We start from the raw sequence: 23,918 nt of genomic DNA on the forward strand, positions 1-23,918 counted from the left end.
GGTCGGCGGGGATTACAGCTCGGCGGCCGCGGAGCCCCGCAGGTGCGTCAGGTTGAACGTCTCGGCCATCTTGCGGTAGCCCAGGTCGCTCGGGTGCAGGTGGTCGCCCGAGTCGTACGCGCCGCGCAGCTTGCGGGGGTCGTACGGATCCCGCAGGGCCCGGTCGAAGTCGACGAACTCGTCGAACACCTTGCCGTCGCGGATCTGCTCGTTCACCGCCTGGCGCACGTTCTCAAGGGCCGGCTCGTACCCCCGGTGGCCGCCGAACGGCATCAGGGTCGCCCCGACGACCCGCAGGCCGCGCGTGTGCGCCTGGCGCGTCAGTTCGCGCAGGCCCTCCACGATGCGGTCGGGGTTGTTCTGGTGCGGGTTGCGCAGGATGTCGTTCACGCCGAGCGCGACGACGACGGCCTTGACGCCCGTCCGGTCGAGAACGTCGCGGTCGAAGCGCGAGAGGCCGCTCGGGTTGTCCGCGGGCGTGCCGTTGCCGTCCGAGAGGACGCGGTTGCCGCTGATCCCCTCGTTCACGACGCCGTAGCGCGGGGCGCCGGACTCGTCGCGCAGGCGGTCGGCCAGGTTGTCGGTCCAGCGGGCGTTGGCACCCATCGTGGAGGAGATGCCGTCGGTGAGCGAGTCACCGAAGACGACGACGGTGCCGTCCGACTGGTTGCTCAGGACGTCCACCGCCGAGAGGTAGCGCCAGGAGGTGCTCTGCTGGGTGTACGCGGCGCCGTTCTGGTCCTCGGTGCGGTCGCCCTCGGCGACGTAGCTGACCTGGCGGGCGTGCGGGTGGAAGGTGACGGGGCCCGAAGGGGTCGGCGAGTACGTCGAGACCAGGAGGTCGCCGTCGTGCGGCACGCGCAGCCGGACCGCGTCGCTCATGACCTGCTGGCCCGCGGGGATCACCACGGAGGTGTTGCCGTTGAAGGCCAGGCGGCGCAGGGTGCCCGGCGCGGCCGCCGGGTTGTTCGACCCCACCGCGACGGCGATGGAGGCGTGGGTGATGCTCAGCGGCTGCTGCCCGTACAGGTTCGACAGGGTGATGCGGGCGCTGTCGCCGCCGACGCTGGTGTGCACGACATTGCGGATGGAGCTGCCCGCGAAACCGTTGCGGTGCGTGTTTGGTTCGGCCGCCGCGGGGGATGCGGCCCAGGTGCCGACCCAGGTGCCGGCCGAGGCGGGCGCCGCGGAATTGCGCGGGCCGCGGGGCCCCGCGCTGATGGTGTCCTGAGATCCGTCGTCGGTGGATACACCGAGGTATATGGCGGCGGAAATCACCACTATTACCGCGAGGACCGCGGCAAGCAGGGCATAACCGTGACGCTTGGTCATGCGGGCTGTGTCTCCTCGAGCAGGGGGAGCCTGATCGAGGCTCCGATGTGATCACCCCATGATGCGTCATGGGCCGTGAGGCGGCCGACACTGCCCCCCTCCGACCATTGAGACGCCGGGAACTTGTGGTCCGTTCCAGGAGTCGGTCAGGAAGGGACGCAGAGCGGCAGGGACAATACGGATGAGGACGCCGCGAACCACGCGAACGGGTCAGGTGGAGTGAGTGGAACGTACGAATCGTTCAATTCCGGAGGATGCGTCCGAAGGGGTGGCTTCCGGGCAGCATGCCCGTGAGCTCCGCCCTTCAAGCGGCGTCCTGCGAGGCTCCGGCGCGAGTTCCGGTGCGGGTTCCGGCACGGGCTCCGGCGCTGAAACCGGCGGCTCCGTCCCGAGCGGCGGTGGAGGCGGTTTCACGTACAGCCCCGCCGACGAGGAGAAGCGGCGCGGCGTCCGCCGGATGAAGATCACCGCGACGGGCCTCCTCGTCTTCGTCGCACTCGTCTACGTACTCGCCAAGTGGGCCCAGAATTCCGGCGCCGGCGCCTGGGCGGGCTACGTCGCCGCGGCGGCCGAGGCCGGCATGGTCGGCGCGCTCGCCGACTGGTTCGCCGTGACGGCGCTCTTCCGCCACCCGCTCGGCCTGCCCATCCCGCACACGGCGATCATCCCGAACAAGAAGGACCAACTGGGCGCCTCCCTCGGTGACTTCGTGGGCGAGAACTTCCTCTCGTCCGACGTCGTACGCGGCCGGCTGCGCGCGGTGGGCATCGGCAGTCGCCTCGGCACCTGGCTCGCGGACCCCGACCACGCCGACCGGGTGACCGCCGAACTGGCCACGGCCCTGCGCGGCGCCCTGACCGTCCTGCGCGACTCCGACGTCCAGGCGGTCGTGGGCGAGGCCATCACGCGCCGCGCCGACGCCCAGGAGATCGCCCCCGGCATCGGCAAGATGCTGGAGAAGGTCGTCGCGGACGGCGGCCACAAGCGGGTCGTCGACCTGGTCTGCGCCCGCGCCCACGACTGGCTGGTGCTGCACGACGAGTCGGTCATGGACGCGGTGCAGGGCGGCGCCCCCGGCTGGACCCCGCGGTTCGTCGACAAGAAGGTCGGCGAGCGGGTCTACAAGGAACTGCTGCGCTTCCTCGCCGAGATGCGGGACATGCCCGAGCACCCCGCGCGCGGAGCCGTCGACCGCTTCCTGGCCGACTTCGCCGCCGACCTGCAGTCCGACTCCGACACCCGCGAGCGCGTGGAGCGCCTCAAGCGTGAGGTGCTCGGCCGCGGGGAGGTGCAGGACCTCATCGCGTCCGCCTGGTCGGCCGTACGCGGCATGATCGTGGCCGCCGCCGAGGACGAGCGCAGCGAACTGCGCCTGCGGGTGCGGGCCGCGCTGCTCTCGCTCGGCTCGCGGATGGCGACGGACGGCCGGCTGCAGCAGAAGGTCGACGGCTGGGTCGAGGGCGCCGCGGTGTACGTGGTGACGACGTACCGCGACGAGATCACCTCCCTCATCACCGACACGGTCGCGGGCTGGGACGCCGAGCACACGTCGAAGAAGATCGAGGCCCACATCGGCCGCGACCTCCAGTTCATCCGGATCAACGGCACGGTCGTGGGGGCGCTGGCGGGGCTCGCGATCTATTCGGTGTCGCGGCTGCTGGGGGCGTAGGGGGCTGCGGGCCGAGGCGGGGGCCTTCCGGCGGCTCAGCGCGCGTGAGGGCGCCATTGCCGGGCACTCTGGAGGAGCTCTCCCGATGCCGAGAGGGCCGTCGCCCGAGCCGCGGGAGCCGTGCCGGCCCGCGGGGCCCGCGGGAACAGCAGGCCGGCGACGTGGGAACAGCGGAAGGAGCCGCCCGCCATGACCGCGTCGTCCACGCCCGCATCGCCGCCGCCCCCCGACCGGAAACGCACCGATGGCGAGACCGGAGCCGGAGCCGGTGGCGGGACCGGCGCCGATGACGGGACCGCCACCGGTGGTGAGACCGGCACCGTCACCACGGCCGTCCCCGCCCGCCTGGACCGGCTGCCCTGGTCCCGCTGGCACTGGATGATCGTGATCGGCCTCGGCACGGTCTGGATCCTGGACGGCCTGGAAGTCACCACCGTCGGCAACATCGCCAGCCGCCTCTCCGAGGAGGGCAGCGGCCTCGCCATCAGCTCCGCCCAGGTGACCGGCACCGCGGCGGCCCTCTACGTGGCGGGCGCCTGCGCCGGGGCGCTCTTCTTCGGCCGCCTCACCGACAAGTACGGCCGGAAAAAGCTCTTCATGGTCACCCTCGCGGTGTACCTCGGTGCCACCGCCCTCACCGCGCTCTCCTTCGACGCCTGGTGGTTCTTCCTCTTCCGCTTCCTCACCGGCTTCGGCATCGGCGGTGAGTACGCGGCCATCAACTCGGCCATCGACGAGCTGATCCCGTCCAAGTACCGCGGCCGGGTCGACCTGATCATCAACGGCAGCTACTGGCTCGGCGCGATCGGCGGCTCGCTGCTCTCCGTCGTCATGCTGAACACCAGCATCTTCCCCAAGGACCTCGGCTGGCGGCTCACCTTCGCCCTCGGCGTCGTCCTGGGCCTGGTGATCCTGCTCGTACGCAGCCATGTCCCGGAGAGCCCGCGCTGGCAGTTCATCCACGGCCGCGGCGAGGAGGCGGACACCCTCGTCACGGCGGTGGAGCGGGAGATCGAGGAGGAGAAGGGCGAACGCCTGCCGCCGCCCGAGCGCGAGATCACCATCCACCAGCGCAAGAGCATCGGCTTCGGCCTCATCGCCAGGACCGTCTTCCGGGACTACCCCAAGCGCGCGGTGCTCGGCCTGTCCCTCTTCATCGGCCAGGCGTTCCTCTACAACGCGATCACCTTCGGCTTCGGCGCGATCCTCACCAAGTTCTTCGACGTCCCCTCGGGCAACACGGGTTACTACTTCGCCGTCATCGCCGCGGGCAACTTCCTGGGCCCGCTCTTCCTCGGCAAGCTCTTCGACACGGTCGGCCGCCGGATCATGATCTCGTCGACGTACATCGTGTCGGGTGTCCTGCTCTTCGGCACGGCCTGGCTCTTCGACCGCGGTTCGCTCAGCGCGGCGACGCTCACGGCCTGCTGGTGCGTGGTCCTGTTCTTCGCGTCGGCGGGCGCGAGCAGCGCCTACCTGACGGTCTCCGAGATCTTCCCCATGGAGACCCGGGCCATGGCCATCGCCTTCTTCTACGCCATCGGTACGGCGGCCGGCGGCATCAGCGGACCGCTGATCTTCGCCAAGCTGACGGAGTCGGGCGTCGTCGGCGACACGGTGCTCGCCTTCCAGATCGGCGCGGGCCTGATGTGCGCGGCGGGGCTTGTCGCGGCGGTGTTCGCGGTGAAGGCGGAGCGGCGTTCGCTGGAGGACATCGCGAGCCCGCTGTCGGAGGCGAAGGCGGAGGCGTAGGCGAGTTGGATGAAAGGATCCGGGCATGGGCGGAGAGGGAGTTGTGGACTACCCGGAGGTCCCGCACCGGGTGGCGGTGCTCGTCAGGGACGGCGTACTGCCGATGGAACTGGGCCTGGTGCACCAGCTGTTCGGCAACGCACGCTCGCAGCGGGGAACCCGCCTCTACGACCTGACGACCTGTGCCCTGACCCCCGGCATCATCCGCACGGACGCCGACTTCCCCGTCCACGCCGAGCACGGCCCCGAGGCGGTGGCCGCCGCGGACACGGTGATCGTCCCGGCTTCGCACGAAGAGGACGAGTCCCTGCGGCCGGGCGAGCTGCCGTCGGCCCTGGCGGAGGCGCTGGAGTCCGCCACCGGCGCCCGTGTCGCCTCCATCTGCACCGGCGCCTTCGTCCTGGCGGCAGCGGGCCTCCTGGACGGCCGCAGGGCAACGACCCACTGGCTGTCGGCGGACCTCTTCGCCCGCACGTTCCCGGGCGTGACGGTCGACCCGGACGTCCTGTACGTGGACGAGGGCGCGGTCCTCACCTCCGCGGGCGAGGCCGCGGGCATCGACCTCTGCCTGCACATGATCCGCCGCGACCACGGCGCGGCGGTGGCGGCGGACGTGGCCCGCCGCACCGTCGTACCCCCGCACCGCGAGGGCGGCCAGGCCCAGTACATCCGCCGCCCGGTGGCGGAGCCGCGGCTGACGTCGACGGGCCGGGCCAGGGAATGGGCACAGAAGCGTCTGGAGGAGCCCCTGACACTGGCCGAGATGGCCGAGCAGGAGTCGATGAGTGTCCGCACCTTCAGCCGCCGCTTCCGCGAGGAGACGGGCCTGACGCCGATGCAGTGGCTGACGCAGCGCCGCGTGGACCGGGCACGCGAGCTCCTGGAGGAGACGGACCGCACGGTCGACCGCATCGCGACGGAGGCGGGCTTCGGCACGGGCGCGTCGCTGAGGCAGCACTTTCAGGCGGGGTTGGGGGTGTCGCCGGGGGCTTACCGGATGACGTTCAGGGGACGGGCCTAGAGGATGGGCCGGTCTGAGTCCGCGTACTCGGTCTTGGTACGCGTGCTCGGTCTGAGTACGCGTACTCTGTCGCGCCCCCTGGAGAGGTCGGCAGGCTCGTACGCATGACGGCAAAGTCGATGCACATGAGCCCGCGGATCAGCCCGCGCCACGAACTGAGCCCCATGAATCCGCGGAACCTGCTGACGTCCCTGCCCGGCAGCCCGCCGCTGCGGCGCTGGGTGACGCGCTTGCTCGGAGCGGGCCTGGCGGTGGCGGCGTACCTCGTCTGCCTGCCCTGGGACCTGCGCAACCGCCCCGAGACGCCCGGCGCGATCAACGAGACGTCACCGGTGACGGCGCTCGGAATAGCCGCCCTGACCATCTCGATGCTGGCCCTGGCCGCCTACTTCGGCTACCGGGACCGCCTGGCATGGGCACTGCTCCTCGTGGCGGGCCCGCCGGCAACGCTGATGTACGTCTCCTTCGACAGCCACCCGGAACCGGACGCGGCGGTGTGGCCGCTGGCGTGGGGGTTCTTCGTGCTGGTGATGGGGGCGGGGGTGCTTGCGGTGGCGGGGTTCGCGCGGTTGTTCAGGGACAGTGAGGCCTGAGCCACGCGGCCCGCGGAGTGGGGGCACCCCGCGTACTTGAGTGCCCCGCGCCGGGGGTCACCCACGCCGATCGGCAAGCACCCACGACGCGAGGCCGACCGCACCGGCGACCCCGAAGACGGCGGGCCAGGCCCCGACCTTCTTGGCGAGCGGATGCGATCCGGCGAAGGCGGCGACGTACGTGGCACTGAGCGCGGCAGCGGTCCTGCCCCCGGCCGTGGCACGCCACTGCTGAGCGGCGGTGGCCCCCGCGGCGGCGAGGACGAGGCCACCGAGGGGCCGCTTCTTGGTCCACCGGGCGACGGCGTACCCGCCGACGAGCCCGCTCGCGGCCACCGCTGCCGCCGGTACCTTCGCCGAACCTGCCTCGCCCGCCATGCCTGCCTCGCTTCCACGGCCCGCAGCGAATGCTTCCGGCCGATACGTCCTCTATGGGCTCTCGGCCCGAGGCTAACGCGCCGGGAAAGCCTTGCGGCGAGGGGGTCGGAGCCGCGTAGGTTGGGGCGGGTGTGCGCTGCGCCTCCGCGGCGTGCTCGAAGGCACTGCCGACGAGGGACCGATAGTAGAGATGACCGCGCGAACCACGCCCCCCACCACTGCCCACCGCATCCGAACAGCCCTGGTCATCGGGGGTGGTGTCGCAGGGACGGTGGCGGCGATGGCGCTGCGCAAGGCGGGCATCGAGGCGACGGTGTACGAGGCGACGGCGGGCACGGCGCCGGCGGGCGAGGCGGTCGCGGGCGAGACGACCGAGCGTGCGGCGACCGGGCGTGCGGCGCCGGCGGGCGAGGCGCGCGAGACGCACGACGACACCAAGCCAGGAGGCCGTGGCGCCGGCATGACGATCGCCCCGAACGGCATGCAGGCGCTGGAGGCGATCGACGCGGCGGAGACGGTGAGCGCGATCGGCACCCCGGTGACGTCGCTGGTCCTGCGCAGCTGGACGGGCAGACACCTGGGCCAGCTGACCCCGCCCGCCGACCTCCCGACGACGCGCTTCGTCTGGCGCACGGAACTGGGCGAGGCGCTGGCGGCGGAGGCGGCGCGCCGGGGGATCCCTCTCCACCGGGGCAAGCGCCTGCTGGACGCGACCGACACGGGCGCGGGAGTGACGGCCCGTTTCTCGGACGGCTCACTGGCGAAGGCGGACATCCTGATCGGGGCGGACGGCTTGCGCTCGACCGTGCGCGCGCTCATCGACCCGACGACGCCGAAACCGCACTACGCGGGCGTGCTGACGTTCACGGCCCGCGTACGCGCGACGCAACTCCCTTCCACGGAAGGGGTGTTGTACATGTGCTACGGCAAGAGGGCGTACTTCGGCTACCAGATCTTCGACGATGGTTCGGCGGCCTGGTTCGTGAACCTGCCGCACCGCGAGCCGATGACGTCGGCGGAGGCGCAGGCGGTGGGCGCGGCGGAGTGGCTGAAGCGCCTGGGCGAGGCGTTCGCGGACGACCGCACTCCGGCACCGGACCTGGTCCGGGAGACCGCCCCCGAGGACCTGCTGATCACGGGCCCCACAGAAACGATGCCTCCGGTGACCTCCTGGAGCAGGGGACGGATGATCCTGATCGGCGACGCGGCTCACGCGACGCCGGCGACATCGGGCCAGGGAGTATCGCTGGCCACGGAGAGCGCGGTCGAACTGGCCCGCTGTCTGCGGGACTTGCCCCCACGGGCAGCCTTCAAGGCCTACGAGTCCCTGCGCCGCCCAAGGGTGGACCGCATCCTCAAACACACGTCGGCCACGTCGACGGCCACCTCGGCCGCGGCCCGCACGGCCACCCCGAAGCCGGCGGGGCCCTTGAGCCGCGTGCTACGGGACGCGGTCCTGCCGGTGGCGACGAAGGTGGGCGGGGGCGGGGGAGCGGTGTGGGGGGCGTGGCAGTTCGAGCACCGGATCGACTGGGACGAGCGGGTCGGGTAGGGCAGGCGGGTGAGCGGGGCGGCCCAGCGGCCTGCCGGTGCCTTCGAGGGGCGCCGCTGTGCGGGTGCCGGTGCCGCCGAGGGCACGGCTGTGCGGGTGCCGGTGCCGTCGAGCGGCGCCGCTGTGCGAGTGAATTGCGGCGGGGCACGTCTGTGCGGTCGGTAGATAGGGCAAACCTGAACACACCCCAAGATCGCGTACCGAAAGGGACCCCATGCGTATCCGTACCGCCCTGGCTGTCACCGCCCTCACCGCCGCTGCCGTGTTGGGCGCCAGCGGCACCGCCCTCGCCGACGACGACCACGAGGGCGGGCGGGCCGGCTTCGCCTACGAGAACCTCGGCGGCCCCGCCGGGATCACCGAGGCAGCCGGTCACTTCGACAGTGATGACCACGACGGCGGCATGCGGGGCGGCTTCGCCTACGAGAACCTGGGCGGCCTCGCCGGAATCACCGACGCCGTGGGCCACTTCGAGGGCAACCACCACGACGACGACTGATCCACCGTCAACTCACACCACACCCGAAGGGGGCCCGCTGAGATCGGGCCCCCTTCGGCGTGGCGCTTGCATGCGGCATGGGGGCTTGGTCGTTAAGCATGGGATTGATCGGGGTGAGCGGGTGAGGAAGTTGGCGCTGGTGGAGCCGTCCAGAAGGCGGGTTGCAGAAAAATCCCGGGGGCCGGTCTCTCAGGCGGCGCGGCACTGGGATTTCCTTGCCACCATCGAAAGGCTAGATCGAACGCGTAGGGCAGTTGAAGCATAGAGAGGTGCTAGGGGTGCCGGCCGCCGGAGGGTGAACTCCGTCACCTTGTAGTTCCGTGAAGTCGCCGTTCTCGTTACGGTAGACGATTCCAACGCTGTACTGTGCCAATAATTGACGCGTATCCTCGCTGGGTAATCCCGGCGCAATGACCATGCAGCGCAGCGGCATGCCGTCCTCTATCGCGTTCAAATGCATGCGGATGTCCATGAGCGTCATCAGGGCATCCCGAAGTGCTTTCCGCGAGCTGCTGTCTGCTGGCTCGTAGGCGGTACGATCGCTCTGGTCGAAGAGAGCTGCTTCCATGGCCTCTTCTACGCCTCTGACATGGACTTCCAGCCGTCCGACACGGTGTTGGCGGGTGCTGAGTATGTCGCCGAAATCGGATGCTATCTGCTCACGTCGGTACGTCGAACTTGCCGCCGAACGATCCCGTTCCCATGCCCGCTGAAGGCGTTCTGGCACCTCGGGTCGGCGTCTGGATCTGGAAGGAACGAACCTGACCCTAGTTTCTGCCGCCGGCGGGATCACGTCATCGCTAGAAAGATCGTAGATGCCGATCGGTCGCAGTCTAAAGACTATGACATCGCGATCATTTTGAAGCTTGTCGCGGGCTTGCCTTCGGAAATATGGACGCTCGCTATCCACAGCGAATGCGCCGATGTAGCGGTGGGTCCTTGTGTCACTTCCGGGAACTTTGCCGTGCCCAATGAAGAGATGGAGAGTGCGGGAGTCAACGGCATGCTGGAGGATCGCTGCATTTCCACTACCGGTGGTACCAACAAATTTTTGATCCCCCTGCGTTCCAGCTCCCGTGTACTCGAAAATGGGACCTAATCGATCCTCTTCTCGAAGCCACCCATCGCGGTAGCCATACTGCTCCCCCGACTTGATGTCGGAATAGAGAACCACTGTCCTCTTTTCCACGGAGGGGCAGATACCACCCTGGGGGCTTCCTCCTAGTTCCCTCCGAATGTCCGTCCGCGTGAGGATGTCGCCAGGTTGGAAGGAGGGCACAACAGTTGACATGCTCACAGGCTAGTGGGCACAGCTGACACGAGGCAGGCCAACTCGCCAGCATGCACTGTTCTTTGGCGGTCCTACGCGGGGAGGAGGGCCCTCGGGAGATGATGGCTGCATGGATGGTGGGATAGCGACGATGGTTGCTGCAATCGTCGGGGTGGCTGGCGCAGTGGGCGGTGCCGCTGTCGGTGCGTTCGCAAGTGTGCGCGGTGCGCGCATTGGCGGAGAGAAGGGGGTCGAAGCGGCGCTTGCGCAAGTAGATCGGCAGGCCGCGACGGGGCATCTCCAGTGGGTCAAGGAACAAAGGCAGCAAGCCTGCGCCGCATTGCTCGATGCTCACTCGACAGCTGAGGACACTCTAAAGAGGGCGGCAGTAGCCATACGTCGCGGCGAGGTCTTCCCCGCCACTGAACGCGATGAGTTCAGGGGGCAGGTCGCTGCCATGCAGTCGCGTACGAGTCAACTCGCCCTCTGGGGGCCGGAAGATGTAGTCATCGTGGCTCAAGTGCTCAGGGCGGCCACGGCCGATGCAGCGCAGGCCCTGAAGCTCGCGGAGCAGGGGGCGGTTCAGGGGGTCGCTGAGACAGAGGCGAGATGGCGAGATTGGTTAGAGAAGAGCCAGCACGTTACTGAGATGCGTACGCAGTTCCTTGACAGGGCTGGCGAGGTACTTCGCGATCCCGACCAGTCCGTTTCCTGAGAGCCGCGCCGGGCCGGCTACTTGGCGCAGTGCGTGGTGAATCCGGCTATGAACGCTTGCCAGGCGTCCGAGGGTATGGCGACCACAGGGCCCTGCCTCCGCGTGGAATCACGGACCAGCATGGTGCCGAGAAGAGGTGCGCACTCCACGCATTCGCCCCCTGCGCCGTTGCTGTAGGAGGAGGTGAACCAGGGCAAGGGGTTGCTGTTAGCAATCGTCATCGCGCGTATTCCTTTAGAACGGACTTGATAAGTCTGGCGGACCGCTGAGGGCTTAGCGCCGCTGCCCTCAGTCCATCGAAGGCTCGTGTGTACTCCCGAACATGATGCTCCCCCTCCAGGTAGGTCGCATCAGTGATGCCGTCCCGATAGATGACGTCCGGATCTTCCTGGTCCGGGAACCCGAGCACAGTGAAGGGGCCAGTGATCGGGTACGTGCCGGAGTCGAAGGGGAGCACCTGGAGCGTCACTGACGGCAACGTCATGGAATCTAGGAGGTGTTCGAGCTGGTCGCGCATGATCTCCCGGTCTCCGATGGTGTTTCGGAGCGTAGCCTCGCTAACGATAAACCAGGCCTCAGGGCCGCCTGCCCGCGTGAGCATGGTCTGGCGCTCCATGCGCACGCGTACGGCCCGGTCGATGTCCTCCGGCTTCATGCTTCCGGTGGAGAGGCAGAAGCTCAAGGGGGCCGACAACGCCTGTTCAGGCACGGGAAGTTGTGCCGGTTTCGGGTGGCCATCGGACGACGAGAGGGGCTGGATGTGATCCAGAAGAAGTGCATGGCGCGCGAACCCTTGTACCTGGACTTCCTGGCTGAGCCATCAGAAGTGGCAGCGCTGCGACGGATCGTGCGTGACCATCTAGGGCTGTGGGGGCTCCACAAGGTCGTTGATGTGGCCCAACTCTGTGTGTCTGAGTTGGTTGCCAACGTCATCACGCATGTCGGATCGGGGACCCCGACAAATCTCGTCGTGTCCATGAACGAAACCCGGGTGCGTATGGAGGTTCACGACCCGGATCCTCGAGCTCTCCCGACACTTCTCGATGCGGAAATGGAGATGGAGACGGGTCGGGGTATGGCGCTGGTAGACGCCGTTGCCGACCGATGGGGTGTCCTACTCGATGCCGATCGCAAGACCACCTGGTGCGAGCTGGCAACCGACTCAGCTGCCCCCGATGGACACGATGGCGGGTCAACAGGTGCAAGGGCTGAGGCGGTGCGCAGCTTCTATGGCGACCGAGGCCTAGGACGCGGTCACTGAGGGGGGGACATGGCACGAGAGCGGGTAGCCAAGGTCTTTGGCCTGGGGGACCAAAGCCCTCGGTCACTAAGCCGTGTTAATCGCTGAGTACGTCCATACCTCTGCCGGGATCTCGTGCTTGAGTTTCCACGTGACCGCCATGGGCTTGCTGCCTTTGTGCTCCACGTAGTGTGCCGGGCCGAGCAGCATCCAAGGCTGGGCACCGCCAATATCGGTGTTCTTGTAGCGTCGGATGAAGAGCAAGACGTGAGAGCCCTCAGCCGCATGATGTTGGTAGCGCTGCCCGGTGGGGGAGGTGTCTGACGTCTGGTTTTGGGACTCCCAGTGGAAGTTCCTCGTCGTCAATGCGTAATCGTGGTACCGCGTCTGGGGTGAGAAATCCTTCTCATCCTTCTCCCGCGTAACCAGCAGCGCGTCCGTCTTGATGGACTCGCACCACTTGACGCCCTCCCTGAAGTCCCCTGGCATAAAGCCACCGATGTACGACTGCCCGAGCGCGGGGAGAATTTCTTCACGGCTGTACGAGGCGTGCACGGTGAGCGGGATACCTGCATGGCTGCCGAGTAGCGGGACCGGCACGTGCTCGGTGTGCGCCAGGTTGTACGCGAGGACCTGACGCAGCTCGCTGCGGAATGCGAAGTGCTCACGCAAGACAGCGAAACCAGCGTCGTAAGAGGCGAAGCCTTTGCGTGTCACACCGCCGAGCGGCCAGATCTGAAAGAAGAGCATCCGGGCATAGGCCTGTCCTTGCTCGTCAAGGTCGTCGTAGGCAGGGGCGTCATCTTCAACGAGACGCGTGTACGCGGCGACGCGCAGGGGATCGTCGACGTGGAGGAAGGAGGGCATGCGTTTGAGGAGCGCTGCCTCGCCTGCCGGCGGCTCGCCCTTGAGCAGGCCTGCGCGGCGCAGCAAACCGGTCCAGGAGTTGCCGCTGCCGCGGTAAATGTCCTTCAACTCCCGCCCGCTCTCTTCAAGATAGCGGTGCAGTTCCATCTCTGCATAGTCGGCGACCTCGCGGGTGAGCGCGGTAACGTTGATGCCGATCTGGGCCTTGATGTTGTCGATGATGGTGTGCTTCGCCTTCTCCTCAAGGAGGATCTGGCAGCCTGAGGGGAGGCGTGGAAAATCCCATTCGATATTGTCGAGAAGGCGCTTGCGCGTGAGGTTGGTCAGAGCTCGGAACTGGTTTTCGAAGCGGAACTCCTTTCGGTGTTGGCCAATGAAGTCGAGGACGGTGAGAACGGCTTTGTTTTCACTGCGGCGGAGCCCGCGGCCGAGCTGCTGAAGGAACACCGTCGCGCTCTCCGTAGGGCGCAGCAGGAGCAGTGTGTCCACATCAGGGATATCGAGCCCCTCGTTGAAGAGGTCGACGGAGAAGATGACTTGCAGGTCTCCGGTCTTGAGGTCGTCCAGAGCCCGCTTACGTACTTCAGCTGATGTATCGCCGGAGAGCGCAATGGCGTTGAGGCCAGCAGCTCGGAAGAAATCGGCCATGAACCGAGCGTGCGCGACGGATACGCAAAATCCCAACGCACGCATGGAGCCAGGATCTGCAATCTTTTCTTCGACTTTCTTCACGATGAGGCGTGCGCGCGGAACATTACCCGTCAAGACGTTACTCAAGGCCGCGTCGTCATAGCCGCCTCGTTTCCACAGCACGGATTTCAGGTCAGTGTTGTCACTGATTCCGAAGTAGTGGAAGGGGCTCAGGAGATCGTTCTCCAGAGCTTCCCATAGCCTCATCTCGGCTGCAATGCGCCCATCGAAGAATTCATTCTGGATATTATATCCGTCCGCGCGCTCTGGCGTGGCGGTCAATCCAAGGAGTTCCATCGGTGAGAAATGATCGATAATTTTTCGGTATGTGGGTGCCGTGCCGTGATGGAATTCGTCGATGACGATTACGTCAAAGTGGTCAGGGTTCAAACGCTCTAGGGTGCGGGCGTTAAGCGATTGAACGCTGGCAAATACATGTGTCCAGCGTTCGGGAATCTCACCGCTGTGAAGTGACTCTCCGAAGTTGGCATCGACCAGTACATCCTGGTACGTCCGGATCGATTGCTCGAGGATCTCTTTGCGGTGCGCGACGAACAGCAGCCGCAAGTCCCGCCCGTGCTTCTTGCGGAGTTGTTTGTAGTCGAGTGCGGCCATAACCGTCTTACCTGTCCCGGTGGCGGCTACCAGCAGATTGTTGTGCCGATCATGTACGCCTCGCTCGACCTCAAGGCGTTCCAGCATGTCGCGCTGGTGGGCGTATGGCCGCACTTCGAGCCCAGAGAGTGTGATTCTGCGATCGGAGTCCGACCTCGACGATCTGCCACTCGCGATGGTGAGCGCGTCACGCAACCGCTCACCGTCGACCTTGGGGTCGTACAACTCAAAGGATGGGTCGCTCCAGTAGGCGTCAAAGGTCGCGTCGAACTTTCGCATCACGTCAGGTGTGGCGACGGTCGAGAGTCGTACGTTCCATTCCAACCCGTCAAGTAGAGCGGCCTTGGAGAGGTTGGAGCTGCCGACGTACGCGGTGTTGTAACCGCTCTCCCGGTGAAACAGCCAGGCCTTTGCATGCAGACGTGTCGATCTAGTCTCGTAGTTGACCTTCACCTCGGCATTGAACTCGTTCACCAAGCGATCGAGCGCTGAGCGGTCGGTGGCACCGATGTAGGTGGTCGTGAGCACACGAATGGGTACCTGGCGATCGCGGGCTGCTTCCAAGGATTTCTCAATGACTCGCAGGCCGTGCCATTTCACGAAGGCGCAGAGCAGGTCTACGCGGTCGGCGGTGGCGAGTTCGGCGCGCAGCTCGAAACCGAGGCTCGGGTCGTCAGGTGAGTTGGTGATGAGTCCAGCGTCGGAGAGCGGTGTGGCGGGTCGAATGGCGAAGACTCCAGGAGCCTCCTGCCGAGCTAGCGCTAGAAGTTGACGAGGTCCCTCGGCTACCAGCTCCACCCACTCCCGCGCACCATCCAGGGTGCTAATGGAGTTGAGTATGTGGTTTGCGGCGTGAACTCGCTCTTCCGGCGGGATGCCATGGAGTACGCGTTGCACGGTGGAGGCAACATGCCTCGACAACACGTGGGGAACGGATTCATCGCCCACTGGGCCGCTGACTGGCTGCCATCCGAGGTCAGTGAGGTCCTTCAGCTGCTGCTCAAAGCGCAGGGTGATGAGTTCCTCGTACAGTCCGGCAGCTGGAGCCGGTGTGTCGTTCGCGAACTGTGGCATGGGCCAGCCCCCCCCCGGGGTTAAACACACGGTCATTGGGATCGTTCTATCAACCGCACCGCTGATGGCGAGGGTTCTCGACAGGAAGCGCCCAGCCACTCGCGGGCTTCCTGATCCCTAGACCGAAGTGCCGTGGCACTCCCCATAACCCCGCCCCGACCCGCACCAACAAGCCGCCCCCGCCTCCGGCGGCCACCCCACCGCTCGGCCGCGGGCTGCCAGTGTCGTGGCGTACTGGGGGAGCAAGGAGGCGTCCGTCGGGGTGGCGCCCTCCGAAGCTGCGAAGGCCTCGTACGACGGGACCGTGCCTGTCACGATGCCCAGGTTCGGGGTGCCGGAGGCCGACAGTTCTCGCAGGGACTCCTCTATCGTCGACAAGTGGGCCTCGTGGGAAGGGTATTCCGATTCCAGGGCCGGGTACGCCGTCAGGAGTTCCGTCAGTTCCGTTGCCGGCCAGTGCAGGACCGCCACCGGGAACGGGCGTGACAGGGCCTCCCTGTAGGAGCCCAATTCCGCCTGGATTCGGGAGATCTCCGCCCGGAGTTCCGCCGGGTTGTCAGAGCCGAGGGACCAGATGCGCTTCGGGTCGTGCAGTTCGTCCAGGGGGACGGGGGACGACGAGACCTCGTCCGCCAGTGCGTCCCACGCGTCGTGCTCCGCGCCAAGGAGGCGGCGCACCCTGTGGCGGCCGAACAGCAGGGGGCGTTGGTCGTAGGACGGGGACGACGCGGTGCCGAGCAGGAGTTCCAGTGCCTCCGTGAACGTCTCCTGCGCTTGCGTCAGTTCGTCGTGGGCCTCCAGCGACTCCGCCACGATCACCCACGGCGCCGGGTCTCGCGGCGTCGCCGCTCGTACGCCGTCGATGATCGCCCTTGCCTCCGCCTCGTGGCCGTACTCCCAGAGGTTCGAGGCCTTCAGGGCCCGGATGAGGGTCGGGGCCGACGCGGGGTGCGGGGCGTCCGGGGTCAGCAGGCGGTCGTAGAGCGTGGTCGCGCGGTCGCGCTCGCCCGCCAGTTCCAGGTGGGCCGCGGCCTGGAGCAGCAGGTGCTCGGTGTCCTCGGGGTACAAGCCGGCGGTCCGCTCCAGGCGCTCGGCTTCGGCGATGTGGTCGGCAGGCGTGTCGGGGCGCATACGGGACACCGTACTGCCGAGTGGGGGCGTTGCAGGAGGGTTGCCGTGCAGATCAGGGCGGATCGGCGCGGATCGGCGTGGCCGCGCTTTCGTGCTGTCGTCGTGCGGGCGCCATGGCTTGTTGGCGGGCTTGGGCTTAGCCTGCCGCCCTCTTGGAACGGGAGGTGCCGGCGTGCGGGAGCGGGTGGATCGGGTTCCTGTGGTGGTTCAAGGGCGGCGGGGGCGCGGCGCTCGGCTGCTGTGGGCAGGCGCCGAAGCCGCCGTCACCTGCGGGCTTGTGTTGCTGCTCCTCGTCGCCCATCAGCTCTGGTGGACCAATCGGCAGGCCCGCGAAGGCGCCGAGCGCAAGGTCCAGGCCCTTGAGCGGGAGTGGGGGAGCTCGTCATCCACCTCTTCCGATGCCGCCGACGATCCTGCCCCCGCCCCCGATGCCCGGACCGGCCCGGGTGCCTCGGACGACGGAGACGGTGGCGGTGGCGGCGACGACCGCGCCGGCGAAGCCTCCCCGCAGGCCCAGCGCCAGCGACCCGCCCCCACCCCCGACTGGGACCAGGCCTACGCCGTCCTGCGCATTCCCCGCATCGGGATACGGGTTCCCGTGGCGGAGGGCATCAGCAAGAGCGGCGTACTCAACAAGGGGTACGTCGGGCACTACCCGCGCACCGCCCAGCCCGGCCAGGGCGGGAACTTCGCGCTCGCCGGGCACCGGAACACCCACGGTGAGCCCTTCCGGCGCATCAATCGGCTGGGGGACGGCGACGAGCTCGTCGTGGAGACCGAGCGGGCCGTCTACACGTACGTCGTCGACAAGACGCTCGGCCAGACCTCCGCCCGGGACAGCGGAGTCATCCGCCCGGTGCCACGCAGCGATGTCAAGACCGGGCACGGGTACAGCGCACCCGGGTACTACATCACCCTCACCACCTGCACTCCCGAGTACACCTCCAGGTACCGGCTCATCGTGTGGGGGACGCTGCAGTCCATGCGGCCTCGCTGAGTACCCCTCCCTCGGGCGAAACGCATCCTGTATAACGGGCAGTACGCGATACGGCGTCACAGCAAGCGCGCTGGACGCTACGAGGAGAGGAGGGCGAGCAGTAATCGTGCGGGACATCATCCGCGGCTGGAAAGCCGCCCTCCGGCCCACCGGGCTCCTCCTCTTCCTCCTCGTCGAGGTCGTCCTCCTCGACGCGAGCAGCATCACCGCGGCCGTCGCCCTCGCCGCGACCGCCGCCGCGGGCTCCGCGCTCGCCCTCTGCTCCCTGATCGCCGCGCGCTGCGCGCCCCCCGTGCCCCGCACCCGGGTGCGTACCGCCATCCGCGACCGCGAGAAGCGCACGGCGTTCCTGCCGCAGCGCGATCCCGACGCCTCCGGGCGCAGGCGGCCCCGAGCACCGGGCCGTCTCGTCATGACGGCCGCGTAGGGAGCACCGCACACCCGAAGCCCCCTTCGCGGTCGTCACGCCGAAAAGAGCATCTGCCCCTTTTCCTCGGCACGACGAGACCCCCGGAGGGCTTCTCCATGTCCGGTTTCATGTCCATGTTCGCCGACCTGGTCGGCTCCATCGCCGACCTTCTCGAACCGCTCTTCCACGCCTCCGCGACGGCCGCCGCCATCGTGCTGTTCACCGCGTGCGTACGACTCCTCGTCCACCCCTTGTCGCGCGCCTCGGCCCGCGGCCAGAAGGCGCGCGCCAAGCTGTCGCCGCAGATCGCCGAGCTGCGCAAGAAGCACGCCAAGAACCCCGAGAAGCTGCAGAAGGCGGTGCTGGAGCTGCACGCGGCGGAGAAGGTGTCGCCGCTCTCCGGGTGCCTGCCCAGCCTGTTCCAGCTGCCGGCGTTCTTCCTGCTCTACCACCTGTTCTCCAGCTCCAGCATCGGCGGGGAAGCCAACGCGCTGCTCCAGCACAAGCTCTTCGACGCGCCCCTCGGCGGGCGGTGGGCCGACGCGCTCGGTGACGGCGGGGTCTTCGGGGCGCAGGGGCTCGTCTATCTCGGCCTCTTCGCGATCGTGGCCGCCGTCGCGACCTTCAACTTCCGGCGTGCGAAGACGCAGATGGCCATGGCGGCGACCGCGACCGGTGGCAGCGACGCCCAGCAGATGCCCGGCATGGGCGCGATGACCAAGGTCATGCCCTTCATGTCGTTCATGACGCTGTTCACCGTCGCCTTCGTGCCGCTCGCCGCCGCCCTGTACGTGGTCACCAGCACCACCTGGAGCGCGGTGGAGCGTGCCGTGCTCTACCGCGACATGCCGCACGGGGCCGCCGGGGCGAGCGCGCTGGCTACTGCCGGGTAATGGTCCGGTCCGTGAACAGGGTCTTGCGGGATGGACGGTGACCTTGGAGGATCTTCCAAACCTCCGATGGCCGCATCCCATCGGCCTGGCCACGCGGACGGTCACAGCGACCGGTCGCGCTCGACCAAGGGAGATTGACCATGAAGCTGCTGCGAGTCGGTACGGCGGGGGCCGAGCGCCCCGCGCTGCTCGACGCCGAAGGCGCGCTGCGGGACCTGTCGGCGACCGTCACGGACATCGACGGGGCGCTGCTCGCCGACACGGCGGCCCTCGACCGGGTCCGGTCCGCCGCCGAGTCGGGCGAGCTGCCCGTGCTCGACGCGCAGGGGCTGCGGGTCGGACCGCCGGTGGCCCGGATCGGCAAGGTCGTGTGCATCGGGCTCAACTACCACGACCACGCGGCCGAGACCGGGGCCACGCCGCCCACCGAACCCGTCATCTTCTTCAAGGCCGCGGACACGGTGGTCGGACCGGACGACACCGTGCTGGTGCCGCGCAAGTCGGTCAAGACCGACTGGGAGGTCGAGCTCGCGATCGTCATCGGGCGCACCGCGCGTTACCTGGAGTCCGACGAGGAGGCGCTCGCGCACGTCGCCGGGTACGCGGTGTCGCACGACGTGTCGGAGCGTGAGTTCCAGATCGAACGCGGCGGCACGTGGGACAAGGGCAAGAACTGCGAGACGTTCAACCCGCTGGGCCCGTGGCTCGTGACGAAGGACGAGGTGCCCGACCCGCAGGCGCTGTCCCTGAAGCTCTGGGTCAACGGCGAGCTGAAGCAGGACGGGACCACGGCCCAGCAGATCTTCCCGGTGGCCGAGGTGGTGCGCTACGTGAGCCAGTTCATGACCCTGTACCCGGGTGACGTCATCAACACCGGTACGCCGGCGGGTGTGGCCATGGGCCAGCCGGAGCCGAAGCCGTATCTGCGGGCCGGTGATGTGGTGGAGCTGGAGATCGAGGGGCTCGGCAGGCAGCGGCAGGAGCTGAAGGATGCGTAGCTCGTAACGTGACTGGTGGGGGGCGCCGTTGCGGCTTTCGAGGCCGCGGCGCCCCCCTTCACTCGTTACGTGGAGCGCTCCAGGAACCGCTCCAGTGCCTCCACCACCATCGCGTGGTCCGCCGCCTGCGGAAGGCCGGAGACCACCACCGTGCCGATCACGCCCGCGCCCCGCACCGCGATCGGGAACGCGCCGCCATGTGCCGCGTACACGTCCGGGTCCAGGCGCGAGGATTCCTCGAACGTCGTCCCCTTCGCACGGAAACGGGTGCCGACCAGGAACGACGAGCAGCCGTAGCGCTCGACGACCCGGCGCTTGCGCGCGATCCAGGCGTCGTTGTCCGGGGTGGATCCGGGCAGTGCCGCGTGGAAGAGCTGCTGGCCGCCGCGGGTGATGTCGATGGCCACCGGGGCCTGGCGCTCGCGGGCAAGATCGACCAGGAGGCTGCCGAGCGCCCACGCGTCCTCGTACGTGAAGTGGGGGAGGACCAGGCGCAGTTCCTGCGCCTCGAGCTCGTCCACTGTCGGTGCGGTCGGCGTCGTCATACGACCACCGTCACACCGTCGCGGGCCGAGCGGCGTGCCGCCTCCAGGACGTCGAGGGCCGACGCGGCCTCGTGGGCGGAGACCGGGTTCGGGCCGGTGCCGCGGAGGGCCGCCGCCACGGCCGCGTAGTACGCGGGGTAGTCGCCCGGCAGCGTCTTGACCGGGGTGCCGCCGCCGGTCAGCGGGGATTCGCCGGAGCCGACACGGCCCCACAAGTCTTCGGTTTCCTCGCCCCAACTGCCTTCGCGCGACGGGCGCTTGCCGTCGCGCAGTGCTGCTTCCTGCGGGTCGAGGCCGTACTTCACATAGCCTGCCGCCGAGCCGAGGGCGCGGAAGCGCGGGCCGAGCTGGGCGGTGGTGGCGCTCACGTACAGGTGTGAGCGGACGCCGTTCTCGTGCGTGATCGCGATGAACGTGTCGTCGTCGGCCTCGGCGCCGGGGCGGCGGACGTCGGACTCGGCGTACACGGACTTGGCGGGGCCGAAGAGCACCAGGGCCTGATCGACGACGTGGGACCCGAGGTCGTAGAGCAGACCTCCGATCTCTTCGGGGTCTCCGGACTCGCGCCAGCCGCCCTTGGGCTGCGGACGCCACCGCTCGAAGCGGGACTCGAAGCGATAGATGTCGCCGAGCTCGCCGTCGGCGATGAGCTTCTGGAGCGTGCGGAAGTCGTTGTCCCAGCGGCGGTTCTGGAAGACGGAGAGGAGTAGGCCTCGGTCGTCGGCGAGTGCCGCGAGCTCGCGGGCCTCGGCGGCGGTACCGGCGATCGGCTTGTCCACGACGACCGGGAGGCCCGCCTTGAGGGCGGCGGTCGCGAGCGCGACGTGCGTCTTGTTCGGGGACGCGATCACCACCAGGTCGAGCTCGTCCGCGCGGGCCCAGAGGTCGTCGGCCGAGGCGGCGAAGTTCAGCCCGTCACCGAACTCGGCGCGGGCCTGTGCCTGCCGCTCGGGGTTCGACGTGACGACCGTGTCGAGGACGAGGCCCTCGGTGGCGGCGATCAGCGGGGCGTGGAAGACGGAGCCGGCGAGGCCGTATCCGATGAGGGCGACGCGTAGAGGGGAGCCTGTGCCAGTCATGCGTTCCACTTAAGCAACGGTGTTGCCAAAGCGCAAGCGCGTACGACAATGGGGGTGTGAACAGCACTGATACGGGGACCGCGGGCGGCTACGGCGACAGGGCGAACGGTGGCCGGGCGGACGGCGGTCAGGCGAGCGGCGGCAGAACGGGCGCCGGAGTGAACCTGCCGGCGCTGCGCGGGCACAACGCCGCTCTGGTGCTCGACCTGCTGCGCACGGCGGGCGACGCCGGCATAAGCCGCCTCGAACTGGCCGAGCGTACGGGCCTCACGCCGCAGGCCGTCAGCAAGATCACCGCTCGGCTGCGTGCGGAGGGCCTCGCGGTGGAGGCGGGCCGTCGCGCTTCGACGGGCGGCAAGCCGCGCACGCTGCTGCGGCTCGTCCCGGACGCGGGCCACGCGATCGGCCTCCACCTGGACCGCGACGAGCTGACGGTGGTCCTGGCCGACCTGACGGGACACGTGGTCGCGGAACGGCGGGCGCCGCTGGACTTCGCCGCCGGTGCGGAGGCGGTGGTGGACGTGGCGGTGGGGGTGGTGGAGGAGGTGGTCCGGCTCCCGGGCCGGGAGCCGGACCGGGGGGCGGCGGCAGGTGAGGCCGCCCCGGCCGGCACCGGCCTGCTCGGCGTCGGCCCGCGCGGCGTCGGGCTGCTCGGCGTCGGCATCGCGCTGCCCGGCCCGCTCGACCACTCCGCCGGGGTGCTGCACCGCGTGACCGGGTTTCCCGCGTGGGACGGCTTCCCGCTGCGGGACGCGTTCGCCGGGCGGCTCGGGCTGCCGGTGGTCGTGGACAAGGACACCAACGCCGCCGCGCTGGGCCTCGCGCTGTGCGGGGAGGCGGAGTCCTTCGCGTATCTGCACCTCGGTACGGGCCTGGGGGCGGGCCTCGTGCTGGGTGGCGGTCTTTACCGCGGGGCGCGGACGGGGGCGGGCGAGTTCGGCCACCAGGTGATCCAGCTGGACGGCCCGCGATGCGGGTGCGGTGACCGCGGCTGCGTCGAGGCGCTGTGCCTGGCGGCGGTGGCGCGGGGCGATCTGGACGAGGCGGCGCGGGTCCTTGGGGTGGGGGCGGGCAATCTGGTCAGCCTGCTCGACATCGACCTCGTGCTGCTCGGCGGCCGAGCGGTCCTGGCCGACGAGGAACGCTTCGTACGAGGGGTCGCCGCGGTCGTCACCGAGCGCGCGAGGAGGGGCGGCGGCACGGAGGTGCCGGTCGCGGTGGCTTCCGGGGGCGACCGGGTGGTGGCGGAGGGCGCGGCCCAACTGGTCCTCGCACCACTCTTCGGCAGGGCGAACGTGGCGTTTCCGGTGGGGCGGGGGTAGAGGGCCGGCTCTTTCGGCCCGTCCGACCCCATAAACCGAAAGTCGGCTGATAGGGCGTACTTGCGGGGTCCAGTCGGCCGTACGGGGCTGTGGCGTGGCCGGGGGAGGGGCCGCAGCGTGCCAATCTCGCGGGCCATGACCCCCGTCTTACGGCCCCGCTCCCGCTTCCGCCCGCTCCGCGCTCAGCAAAGGCCACTCATGCGACTCCGCCGCCCGCTCGCCTCCGGCATCGCCGCCGTCGCCGCCCTCGCGTCCGGAGCGGTTCCGGCGGCGGCCGTCACCGGGCAGCGGGCGGCGGAGGCTCGGGCACCCGCGGCGCACGCGCCCGCAGCTGCCTTCTCCGTACAGCCCCCCGCGGCAGCCCAACCCCCCACCTGCTCCGACCCCAGCGGCGAAGGCTTTCCCATCGGGACCAGGATCCGGGGAGGGCCCGAGTCCTACGAGGCCGGGGGCGGCTACCGGCGCTGGTCCGTCGAGTTGGCCAACACCACCCGCGGTGTCTGCGGGAACATCCACCCGGTCGTCGTCATCGTCGACAAGGAGCGCGAGCTGCGGCCCCGGCAGGTCCAGTTGGACTTCCACGACGGCACGCGCTGGCGGCCCGTGGGGTTCGAGCGGACCGGCCGGGACGAGAACATCGGCGTCTTCGACGACGGATTCCCCGGGTTCAGGGTCAAGGCGGGGCGGACCCTCAGCGTCAAGGTGCGGCTCTCCTTCACCTCCGAGGCCCGCTCCGAGCGAGCCGTCATCTCCGCCGCGGTCGTCCAGCGCCGTGCCGACGACGGCGACTGGGTGGGCGAGTCCGAGGACTACCCGTTCGGCATCGGTGAGGGTGACGGCGACGGAGACAGCACCGGTGTCGACAGCGGCGAAACCGGTGCGGGCGACGCCACCGGCGCCGACGGCGGCAGCGACGGCGGCGGTGGCGGACGTGAGGGCTCCGACACCGGAGGGGCCTCGTACGCCGACGGAGCCGATGAACTCGCCGCCACCGGGCCCCGGGCCTTGCTCGGCGTCAGTGCCGTCGCCGGTGCGCTGTTCGCCGGGGGCTGGGCACTGGCCGTGGGCACCCGACGCTATCGGGCGGCCCGCAGGCGCTGAGCCCGCCGGCCGAACCCTGTGCCGCACCCCCGCCTTCTGGCGGCCCGCAGGCGCTGCCCCCACCCGCTGGACCCTGTGCCGCACCCCGGGTTGCCCGCAGGCGCTGAGCCCCGCCGGCCGAACCCTGTGCCGCACCCCCGCCTGGCGGCCCGCAGGCGCTGCCCCCACCCGCTGGA

The 23,918-nt window shown here is 68.9% G+C and carries 23 protein-coding genes and 1 pseudogene; 15 read left to right on the forward strand and 9 right to left on the reverse strand.

From position 1 onward, the window contains the following. Window positions 1-12: 12 nt before the first annotated feature. A complete protein-coding gene (locus ACWGIH_RS02930) occupies window positions 13-1,332 on the reverse strand; it encodes an SGNH/GDSL hydrolase family protein (protein ID WP_453448748.1) in 1,320 nt (439 codons plus the stop codon). Between the two features lie 457 nt (window positions 1,333-1,789). Between ACWGIH_RS02930 and ACWGIH_RS02935 the strand changes: the two genes are divergently transcribed. From ACWGIH_RS02935 to ACWGIH_RS02950, 4 genes are all read left to right on the forward strand, one after another. Next, entirely contained in the window at window positions 1,790-3,001 is a 1,212-nt protein-coding gene (locus ACWGIH_RS02935; protein ID WP_453448803.1) for a DUF445 domain-containing protein, read from the forward strand. Window positions 3,002-3,190: 189 nt separating this feature from the next. Then, window positions 3,191-4,753: an MFS transporter gene (locus ACWGIH_RS02940; RefSeq protein ID WP_453448747.1), complete on the forward strand. Its 1,563-nt coding sequence runs from the start codon at window positions 3,191-3,193 to the stop codon at window positions 4,751-4,753. Window positions 4,754-4,778: 25 nt separating this feature from the next. Beyond that, window positions 4,779-5,774 (forward strand): GlxA family transcriptional regulator, encoded by a 996-nt coding sequence (locus tag ACWGIH_RS02945; RefSeq protein ID WP_453448746.1) that lies wholly within the window; start codon window positions 4,779-4,781, stop codon window positions 5,772-5,774. A 104-nt stretch (window positions 5,775-5,878) separates the two neighbouring features. Further along, window positions 5,879-6,367: a hypothetical protein gene (locus tag ACWGIH_RS02950; protein WP_453448745.1), complete on the forward strand. Its 489-nt coding sequence runs from the start codon at window positions 5,879-5,881 to the stop codon at window positions 6,365-6,367. A 57-nt stretch (window positions 6,368-6,424) separates the two neighbouring features. Here the strand turns inward: ACWGIH_RS02950 and ACWGIH_RS02955 are convergent, their stop codons facing one another. Then, complete coding sequence (locus ACWGIH_RS02955; RefSeq protein ID WP_453448744.1) at window positions 6,425-6,745, reverse strand: hypothetical protein; 321 nt, start codon at window positions 6,743-6,745, stop codon at window positions 6,425-6,427. 190 nt (window positions 6,746-6,935) lie between these two features. On the opposite strand from ACWGIH_RS02955, the gene ACWGIH_RS02960 reads away from it, so the two are divergent. Together ACWGIH_RS02960 and ACWGIH_RS02965 are read left to right on the forward strand one after the other, a co-directional pair. Beyond that, entirely contained in the window at window positions 6,936-8,297 is a 1,362-nt protein-coding gene (locus tag ACWGIH_RS02960) for an FAD-dependent oxidoreductase (RefSeq protein ID WP_453448743.1), read from the forward strand. A 214-nt stretch (window positions 8,298-8,511) separates the two neighbouring features. Further along, window positions 8,512-8,796 (forward strand): hypothetical protein, encoded by a 285-nt coding sequence (locus ACWGIH_RS02965; RefSeq protein ID WP_453448742.1) that lies wholly within the window; start codon window positions 8,512-8,514, stop codon window positions 8,794-8,796. A 232-nt stretch (window positions 8,797-9,028) separates the two neighbouring features. Here the strand turns inward: ACWGIH_RS02965 and ACWGIH_RS02970 are convergent, their stop codons facing one another. Further along, the gene (locus ACWGIH_RS02970; protein WP_453448741.1) at window positions 9,029-9,364 is read right to left on the reverse strand and encodes a hypothetical protein; all 336 of its coding nucleotides are present in this window, start codon (window positions 9,362-9,364) and stop codon (window positions 9,029-9,031) included. Window positions 9,365-9,385: 21 nt separating this feature from the next. On the opposite strand from ACWGIH_RS02970, the gene ACWGIH_RS02975 reads away from it, so the two are divergent. Together ACWGIH_RS02975 and ACWGIH_RS02980 are read left to right on the forward strand one after the other, a co-directional pair. Then, window positions 9,386-9,895 carry a hypothetical protein gene (locus tag ACWGIH_RS02975; protein ID WP_453448740.1) on the forward strand — a complete coding sequence of 170 codons (510 nt, stop codon included), beginning with the start codon at window positions 9,386-9,388 and terminating at the stop codon, window positions 9,893-9,895. A 301-nt stretch (window positions 9,896-10,196) separates the two neighbouring features. Continuing rightward, window positions 10,197-10,781 (forward strand): hypothetical protein, encoded by a 585-nt coding sequence (locus ACWGIH_RS02980; protein ID WP_453448739.1) that lies wholly within the window; start codon window positions 10,197-10,199, stop codon window positions 10,779-10,781. Between the two features lie 17 nt (window positions 10,782-10,798). On the opposite strand, the gene ACWGIH_RS02985 is transcribed toward ACWGIH_RS02980, so the two are convergent. Continuing rightward, complete coding sequence (locus tag ACWGIH_RS02985) at window positions 10,799-11,002, reverse strand: DUF397 domain-containing protein (RefSeq protein ID WP_453448738.1); 204 nt, start codon at window positions 11,000-11,002, stop codon at window positions 10,799-10,801. Continuing rightward, window positions 10,999-11,448 (reverse strand): annotated as a pseudogene (locus tag ACWGIH_RS02990) (DUF5753 domain-containing protein); the annotation flags it as partial. The pseudogene ACWGIH_RS02990 and the gene ACWGIH_RS02985, both read right to left, overlap by 4 nt. Before the next feature lie 93 nt (window positions 11,449-11,541). On the opposite strand from ACWGIH_RS02990, the gene ACWGIH_RS02995 reads away from it, so the two are divergent. Next, the gene (locus ACWGIH_RS02995; RefSeq protein WP_453448737.1) at window positions 11,542-12,042 is read left to right on the forward strand and encodes an ATP-binding protein; all 501 of its coding nucleotides are present in this window, start codon (window positions 11,542-11,544) and stop codon (window positions 12,040-12,042) included. Between the two features lie 66 nt (window positions 12,043-12,108). Here ACWGIH_RS02995 and ACWGIH_RS03000 read toward each other — a convergent pair whose 3' ends face one another. Both ACWGIH_RS03000 and ACWGIH_RS03005 read right to left on the reverse strand, forming a co-directional pair. Then, on the reverse strand, window positions 12,109-15,267 hold the full coding sequence (locus ACWGIH_RS03000; protein WP_453448736.1) for a DUF3427 domain-containing protein: 3,159 nt from the start codon (window positions 15,265-15,267) through the stop codon (window positions 12,109-12,111). A gap of 117 nt (window positions 15,268-15,384) precedes the next feature. Beyond that, window positions 15,385-16,398, reverse strand: coding sequence for an SEC-C metal-binding domain-containing protein (locus ACWGIH_RS03005; RefSeq protein ID WP_453448735.1), 1,014 nt, complete (start codon window positions 16,396-16,398; stop codon window positions 15,385-15,387). Window positions 16,399-16,597: 199 nt separating this feature from the next. On the opposite strand from ACWGIH_RS03005, the gene ACWGIH_RS03010 reads away from it, so the two are divergent. From ACWGIH_RS03010 to ACWGIH_RS03025, 4 genes are all read left to right on the forward strand, one after another. Beyond that, window positions 16,598-17,395, forward strand: a complete 798-nt coding sequence (locus ACWGIH_RS03010; RefSeq protein WP_453448734.1) for a class E sortase — start codon at window positions 16,598-16,600, stop codon at window positions 17,393-17,395. Between the two features lie 103 nt (window positions 17,396-17,498). Continuing rightward, window positions 17,499-17,822, forward strand: coding sequence for a DUF6412 domain-containing protein (locus ACWGIH_RS03015; RefSeq protein ID WP_453448802.1), 324 nt, complete (start codon window positions 17,499-17,501; stop codon window positions 17,820-17,822). A gap of 98 nt (window positions 17,823-17,920) precedes the next feature. Beyond that, the gene (locus ACWGIH_RS03020; RefSeq protein ID WP_453448733.1) at window positions 17,921-18,697 is read left to right on the forward strand and encodes a YidC/Oxa1 family membrane protein insertase; all 777 of its coding nucleotides are present in this window, start codon (window positions 17,921-17,923) and stop codon (window positions 18,695-18,697) included. 140 nt (window positions 18,698-18,837) lie between these two features. Then, window positions 18,838-19,695 (forward strand): fumarylacetoacetate hydrolase family protein, encoded by an 858-nt coding sequence (locus tag ACWGIH_RS03025; protein ID WP_453448732.1) that lies wholly within the window; start codon window positions 18,838-18,840, stop codon window positions 19,693-19,695. Window positions 19,696-19,760: 65 nt separating this feature from the next. Here the strand turns inward: ACWGIH_RS03025 and ACWGIH_RS03030 are convergent, their stop codons facing one another. Next, window positions 19,761-20,240 carry a heme-degrading domain-containing protein gene (locus ACWGIH_RS03030; protein WP_453448731.1) on the reverse strand — a complete coding sequence of 160 codons (480 nt, stop codon included), beginning with the start codon at window positions 20,238-20,240 and terminating at the stop codon, window positions 19,761-19,763. Continuing rightward, window positions 20,237-21,319, reverse strand: coding sequence for a Gfo/Idh/MocA family oxidoreductase (locus ACWGIH_RS03035; RefSeq protein ID WP_453448730.1), 1,083 nt, complete (start codon window positions 21,317-21,319; stop codon window positions 20,237-20,239). The genes ACWGIH_RS03030 and ACWGIH_RS03035 overlap by 4 nt, the downstream gene beginning before the upstream one ends. 56 nt (window positions 21,320-21,375) lie before the next feature. Between ACWGIH_RS03035 and ACWGIH_RS03040 the strand changes: the two genes are divergently transcribed. Both ACWGIH_RS03040 and ACWGIH_RS03045 read left to right on the forward strand, forming a co-directional pair. Then, complete coding sequence (locus ACWGIH_RS03040; protein WP_453448729.1) at window positions 21,376-22,641, forward strand: ROK family protein; 1,266 nt, start codon at window positions 21,376-21,378, stop codon at window positions 22,639-22,641. A 198-nt stretch (window positions 22,642-22,839) separates the two neighbouring features. Then, window positions 22,840-23,742 (forward strand): hypothetical protein, encoded by a 903-nt coding sequence (locus tag ACWGIH_RS03045; protein WP_453448728.1) that lies wholly within the window; start codon window positions 22,840-22,842, stop codon window positions 23,740-23,742. The last annotated feature ends 176 nt before the right edge of the window (window positions 23,743-23,918 follow it).

Source organism: Streptomyces sp. NPDC054872 (assembly GCF_053610705.1).

Coding starts and splice junctions, on each gene's coding strand:
- ACWGIH_RS02965 (WP_453448742.1), top strand. CDS start 8,512: ATGCGTATCCGTACCGCCCTGGCTGTCACCGCCCTCACCGCCGCTGCC.
- ACWGIH_RS03005 (WP_453448735.1), bottom strand. CDS start 16,398: ATGCGCCCCGACACGCCTGCCGACCACATCGCCGAAGCCGAGCGCCTG.
- ACWGIH_RS03000 (WP_453448736.1), bottom strand. CDS start 15,267: ATGCCACAGTTCGCGAACGACACACCGGCTCCAGCTGCCGGACTGTAC.
- ACWGIH_RS02930 (WP_453448748.1), bottom strand. CDS start 1,332: ATGACCAAGCGTCACGGTTATGCCCTGCTTGCCGCGGTCCTCGCGGTA.
- ACWGIH_RS03020 (WP_453448733.1), top strand. CDS start 17,921: ATGTCCGGTTTCATGTCCATGTTCGCCGACCTGGTCGGCTCCATCGCC.
- ACWGIH_RS02960 (WP_453448743.1), top strand. CDS start 6,936: ATGACCGCGCGAACCACGCCCCCCACCACTGCCCACCGCATCCGAACA.
- ACWGIH_RS03030 (WP_453448731.1), bottom strand. CDS start 20,240: ATGACGACGCCGACCGCACCGACAGTGGACGAGCTCGAGGCGCAGGAA.
- ACWGIH_RS02940 (WP_453448747.1), top strand. CDS start 3,191: ATGACCGCGTCGTCCACGCCCGCATCGCCGCCGCCCCCCGACCGGAAA.
- ACWGIH_RS03025 (WP_453448732.1), top strand. CDS start 18,838: ATGAAGCTGCTGCGAGTCGGTACGGCGGGGGCCGAGCGCCCCGCGCTG.
- ACWGIH_RS02975 (WP_453448740.1), top strand. CDS start 9,386: ATGGACTTCCAGCCGTCCGACACGGTGTTGGCGGGTGCTGAGTATGTC.
- ACWGIH_RS02950 (WP_453448745.1), top strand. CDS start 5,879: ATGACGGCAAAGTCGATGCACATGAGCCCGCGGATCAGCCCGCGCCAC.
- ACWGIH_RS03035 (WP_453448730.1), bottom strand. CDS start 21,319: ATGACTGGCACAGGCTCCCCTCTACGCGTCGCCCTCATCGGATACGGC.
- ACWGIH_RS02935 (WP_453448803.1), top strand. CDS start 1,790: ATGAAGATCACCGCGACGGGCCTCCTCGTCTTCGTCGCACTCGTCTAC.
- ACWGIH_RS02945 (WP_453448746.1), top strand. CDS start 4,779: ATGGGCGGAGAGGGAGTTGTGGACTACCCGGAGGTCCCGCACCGGGTG.
- ACWGIH_RS02980 (WP_453448739.1), top strand. CDS start 10,197: ATGGATGGTGGGATAGCGACGATGGTTGCTGCAATCGTCGGGGTGGCT.
- ACWGIH_RS02970 (WP_453448741.1), bottom strand. CDS start 9,364: ATGGAAGCAGCTCTCTTCGACCAGAGCGATCGTACCGCCTACGAGCCA.
- ACWGIH_RS02955 (WP_453448744.1), bottom strand. CDS start 6,745: ATGGCGGGCGAGGCAGGTTCGGCGAAGGTACCGGCGGCAGCGGTGGCC.
- ACWGIH_RS02985 (WP_453448738.1), bottom strand. CDS start 11,002: ATGACGATTGCTAACAGCAACCCCTTGCCCTGGTTCACCTCCTCCTAC.
- ACWGIH_RS03045 (WP_453448728.1), top strand. CDS start 22,840: ATGCGACTCCGCCGCCCGCTCGCCTCCGGCATCGCCGCCGTCGCCGCC.